A 4,751-nucleotide genomic window follows, 5' to 3' on the forward strand; every position below is an offset into this window, starting at 1 on the left:
GAAGACCTCCGTGCGGTGAAGACTCGACACCTCCACCACACCGGAGGTCTTCGCCTTAGATCAACCCCTGACCACTGTCAACAACGCTCGTGATCAGTACACCTAGCGCGCGGCGGCGGACGCGCTGCCCGGCGCGAGGCCCGCCCGGTGCGTGGTACGGCGCGCCTGCGGCGGCCGGACCGGCGCCGCCGAGCCCAGCGGCGCGGGGACGGGGTCGTGTTCCGTCCCGGAGGACGGGGAGGGGGAGGGCGGCCGGGTGTCCCGCAGCACCCAGTCCCGCAGCTTCGCGTAGCACAGCAGGTGCGTCAGCGTGACGCCGCAGGTGTTCAGCAGCAGCGAGTCCACATCGGCGACCCGGGTGGGCTCCAGCGATTGCAGCAGCTCGATGCCGAGCGAGATCATCGCGGCGGCGAACACCGTGCGGAAGAGCGAGACGAACCGCGTCCCGCCCAGCCGCTGCCCCAGCATCGGCAGCAGCACGCCCAGCGGGGCGAAGGCGGCCAGGCCCGTGCCGATCGTGCGCAGTGCCTGCGCCGGGCCGGCGGACAGATCCGCGCGGATGGTGGCGAACGGCTCCAGGTTGGGCGGTGAGACCCACATCACCGAGCGCGGGCGCAGCATCAGCCACCCCACCACGGCCAGGTAGACGGTGAGCAGAACGAAGGCCACCACCCGAAGCCTCGGGTCTGCCCTCCGATCGCGGACCGTGCCACGATGACCGCTTGCGCGCTGGGCGGGCCCTGCCGGGCCGCCGTGATGACGGTGCACGGATTCCAGGACGCGGCTGCCCCCCGGCGCGGTTCCGTTTACCGCCGATGTGATGTGCCGCTCACGGTGCCGGGCTCACAGGGAACGGCCCACCGACGGCGCGGATTCGGGGCTGTGCCGCATCGCCGCGCTGCACGGATAGGTCTGGGGGCGCGGGTCGGGGGAGTCGGCCGGGCCGCCCAGCACGACGGCGTGGCCGTTGCCGAGCTGTTCGACCTGGGCGAAGGTGCAGATGATCTGGGCGAGCGCGAAGGCCGGGAGGTCGCTGGGGCGTTCGCTCAGCCGCAGCACCGTGGCCGGGTCGTCCCCGACCGGGCCGGTGACGGCCAGGTCCAGCGGTACCGCGCTGGTGAAACCGGCCGCCTGCTCCTCCTCGCCCGGGTCGTTCTGCAACTCGGTGAGCAGCGCGGTGGCCAGCGCCACCCGGTCGGTGCCGGCCGCCGTGACGTCCACGGGGCGCGGTACGGGTTCCACGCGGGTGCCGCACACCAGGTACACCTCGGTGGCGTCGGCGACCACCGTGCCGGTCGCCGTGCCCGCGCCGGTCTCCATCGCGGTGTCGCAGCTGGCGCGGGACGGGGCGGGGCCGGCGTCCACCGGCACGTTGGTGGGGCGGATGCCGCAGCCGGCGGTGGCCGCCAGCGCCAGGCACGCCGCCACGAGGGCGGGGCCGGTGCGGAGGGTTCCTCGGGTCACGTGTGGCGTTCCTTCCCCGGCCCGGCCGGGTCCTCCGGACGGTTCCGCTCGGCGTTTCCGTTGCCGCCGTTGCCGCCGCTGTCGTCTCCGCCGTCACCGCCGCCGTCGCCGTCACCGCCGTCACCGCTCTCGCCGCCACCCGGCGCCTCGCGCGGCAGCCGCAGCGTGAACACGGCGCCGCCCTCCGGCGCGTTGGCGGCCGAGATCTCACCGCCGTGCAGATGGGCGTTCTCCAGCGCGATCGACAGCCCGAGCCCGCTGCCGTCGGAGCGCGGGCGCGACGCGCTCGCCTTGTAGAACCGGTCGAAGACGTGCGGCAGGACGTCCTCGGGGATGCCGGGCCCCTGGTCGGCGACCTCCACCACGACGTCGTCCCGGCCCGCCGCCGGGTCGATCTCCTCGCGCACCGAGACCCGTACCGACCGGCCGCCGCCGTGCTTGAGGGCGTTGCCGATGAGATTGGCCAGGATGACGTCGAGACGGCGCGGGTCGAGCCGGGCGGTGATCGTCCGGTCGGCGTCCAGCTCGACCGCGTCCAGCCAGGCCCGGGCGTCGATGCAGTGGGTGACCTGGTCGGCGATGTTGACGTCGTCCAGGACCATCTTGGCGGTGCCCGCGTCGAAGCGGGTGACCTCCATCAGGTTCTCCACCAGGCTGTTGAGCCGGCGGGTCTCGCTCACCACCAGCTGCACGGCCGGCGCGATCATGGGGTCGAGGCTGTCGACCTCTTCCTCCAGCACGTCGGTGACGGCGGTGATGGCGGTCATCGGGGTGCGCAGTTCGTGCGACATGTCGGCGACGAAACGGCGGCTGGCGGCCTCCCGGGCGCGCAGTTCCGTCACGCGCTGCTCCAGGGACGCGGCGGCGGCGTTGAACGTGCGCGACAACTCGGCCAGCTCGTCCGCGCCGCGTTCTTCGAGCCGGGTGTCCAGCTTGCCCTCGCCGAGCCGCTGCGCCGCGTTGCTGAGCCGGGCGACGGGCCGCAGCACCATGGTGGCGGCGGCCTGGGCGAGCAGGGCCGAGCCGATGACGGCGAGCGCGGTGGCGATGCCGAGCGACCAGGCCAGCGAGTTGAGGTCGTCGCGCTCGGGTATGAGCGAGGTGAGCATGTAGCCGGTGGGGCCGCCGTCGATGACCTGGGCGCCGCCGATGAGATACGGGTCGCCGTCGATCTCCACCCGCTGCCAGTACAGGTGGTAGGGCGCGTCGGTGTCGTCGCGCTCCTGGTGCACCGCGTCGGCGAGCGAGGCGGGGACCATGTCCAGCCGGAACACCGACGGGTCGGTCTCGATGACGCACTCGCCCTCGGAGCTGTCCCGGTCGACCAGCACCACCTGGTAGGTCTGGTTGCCGCTGGTCATGATCGTGCCCATGTCGCGGAGCATCTCGCAGGACGCCTGTTCGGGCACCCCGCCGGCGCCGTCGCCGAGGGCCTGGCTGAAGTCCTTCAGGGCCGAGTTCTGCGCGCGGGTGAGGACGGCGTCGCGGTTGAGCCAGTAGGCGATGCCCGACACCGAGACGGCGGCGACCAGCGCCACCAGCGCGAACACGGTGACCAGGCGCAGCCGCAGCGAGGTGAGCCGCAGGGCACCGCGTATGAGCCGGCCCCGGCTGCGGGCGGGGGTGTCGGTCACGAAGGCGCGTCCAGCCGGTAGCCCACGCCGCGCACGGTACGGATCAGCTTGGGGGAGGAGGGCACGTCCTCGACCTTGGCGCGCAGCCGCTGGACGCAGGCGTCCACCAGGCGGGAGTCGCCGAGGTAGTCGTGCTCCCACACCAGACGCAGCAGTTGCTGCCGGGACAGCGCCTGGCCGGGGCGGCGGCTCAGTTCGAGGAGGAGACGCAGCTCGGTGGGGGTGAGCTGGAGGTCCTCGCCGTTCTTGGTGACGGTCATGGCGGCGCGGTCGATGACGATGGCGCCGAAGGTGGCCGCGTCGTGCGACTCGCGTTCGCCGCGCCGCATGACGGCGCGGATACGGGCGTCCAGGACGCGGCCCTGGACGGGTTTCACCACGTAGTCGTCGGCGCCGGACTCCAGGCCGACGACGACGTCGATGTCGTCGCTGCGCGCGGTGAGCAGGATGATCGGCAGCTGATCGGTGCGACGAATGCGACGGCAGACCTCAAATCCGTCGATTCCGGGCAGATTGACGTCCAGGACGATGAGATCGGGCCGCTGTTCCCGCAGGAGCGTGAGGCCGTCCTCACCCGTCGCGGCGGTCACCACACGGTGCCCCTGGCGAGACAGGCTCATCTCCAGGGCCGTACGTACCGCCTCGTCGTCCTCGATCAGCAACAGGAAAGCCACGCGGCTCATTGTGGCCTATGGACCCCGGAGACTTCGACCGTGCGTTCCCGGGACAAGGGGACGCGGCCCCTGTGACACCGCTGTGACAGTTGGGGGACGGGCCCATGAAACTGGCCGGGCAATGTATTCCCCGACGCACAGAGCACAGCACGGCGAGACGATGGGGGCAGCGGGATGAGCGCACTGCACAGCATCAGCAACACGGCAGTCGGTACGACGCGCGCTCGCTCCTCCCTGGTTCCCGCCCGGTGCGACGTGACGGGGAACACAGCGTCCGGCGCCGCGAACCGGCTGGGGAGCCACCGCGGCATCGGTCACCCGCGCCCGGCGCACCTCAGTGCGGTGGACGCGTCGGGGGGGACAACGGGGGAAAGCGGGGGGACCCGGGGGAACGGGGGAGCCGTGCGGGGAGCGCGGCGCGAGGGGGTCACGGAGGCGGAGTTCACCGCCTACGTGCGAGAGCGCCGCGCCTCCCTGTACGCGACCGCGTACCACCTCACCGGAGACCGCCACGAGGCGGAGGACCTGCTCCAGAGCGCGCTGCTGTCCACGTACCGCGCCTGGGAGCGGATCACCGACAAGGCGGCGGTCGGCGGCTATCTGCGGCGCACCATGACCAATCTGCACATCAGCGCGTGGCGCCGCCGCAAGCTGAACGAGTACCCGACCGAGGAACTGCCCGAGTCGCCGGGCGAGTACGACACGATGCGCGGCACCGAACTGCGCACCGTGCTGTGGCAGGCCCTGGCCCGGCTGCCCGAGCAGCAGCGCACCATGCTGGTGCTGCGGTACTACGAGGGCCAGACCGACCCGGAGATCGCGGCCACGCTGAACATCAGCGTCGGCACGGTGAAGAGCAGCATCTGGCGCACCCTGCGCCGGCTGCGCGAGGACCGCTCGCTGAGCATGGGGCGGGACGTGGAGGAGTCCTTCGGCGAACTGGTCGCCTGAGGAACGGGGGAACGGGGGAAAAGCGGGG

The 4,751-nt window shown here is 72.3% G+C and carries 5 protein-coding genes; 1 reads left to right on the forward strand and 4 read right to left on the reverse strand.

The genetic code is table 11. The annotated features are described in order from the left end of the window. Positions 1-102 precede the first annotated feature (102 nt). From ACFV5N_RS24780 to ACFV5N_RS24795, 4 genes are all read right to left on the reverse strand, one after another. Positions 103-669: a VanZ family protein gene (locus ACFV5N_RS24780; RefSeq protein WP_385603880.1), complete on the reverse strand. Its 567-nt coding sequence runs from the start codon at positions 667-669 to the stop codon at positions 103-105. Between the two features lie 174 nt (positions 670-843). After that, positions 844-1,464, reverse strand: coding sequence for a hypothetical protein (locus ACFV5N_RS24785; protein ID WP_385603882.1), 621 nt, complete (start codon positions 1,462-1,464; stop codon positions 844-846). Next, positions 1,461-3,197: an ATP-binding protein gene (locus ACFV5N_RS24790; protein WP_385603891.1), complete on the reverse strand. Its 1,737-nt coding sequence runs from the start codon at positions 3,195-3,197 to the stop codon at positions 1,461-1,463. The genes ACFV5N_RS24785 and ACFV5N_RS24790 overlap by 4 nt, the downstream gene beginning before the upstream one ends. Next, positions 3,095-3,772 (reverse strand): response regulator, encoded by a 678-nt coding sequence (locus ACFV5N_RS24795; protein ID WP_385603886.1) that lies wholly within the window; start codon positions 3,770-3,772, stop codon positions 3,095-3,097. The genes ACFV5N_RS24790 and ACFV5N_RS24795 overlap by 103 nt, the downstream gene beginning before the upstream one ends. A 174-nt stretch (positions 3,773-3,946) precedes the next feature. Here ACFV5N_RS24795 and ACFV5N_RS24800 point away from each other — a divergent pair, with 174 nt between their 5' ends. Continuing rightward, the gene (locus ACFV5N_RS24800) at positions 3,947-4,723 is read left to right on the forward strand and encodes a SigE family RNA polymerase sigma factor (RefSeq protein ID WP_385603888.1); all 777 of its coding nucleotides are present in this window, start codon (positions 3,947-3,949) and stop codon (positions 4,721-4,723) included. Positions 4,724-4,751: the final 28 nt, after the last annotated feature.

This window comes from Streptomyces sp. NPDC059853 (assembly GCF_042731495.1).
Taxonomy (GTDB): Bacteria; Actinomycetota; Actinomycetes; order Streptomycetales; family Streptomycetaceae; genus Streptomyces.

Coding starts and splice junctions, on each gene's coding strand:
- ACFV5N_RS24800 (WP_385603888.1), top strand. CDS start 3,947: ATGAGCGCACTGCACAGCATCAGCAACACGGCAGTCGGTACGACGCGC.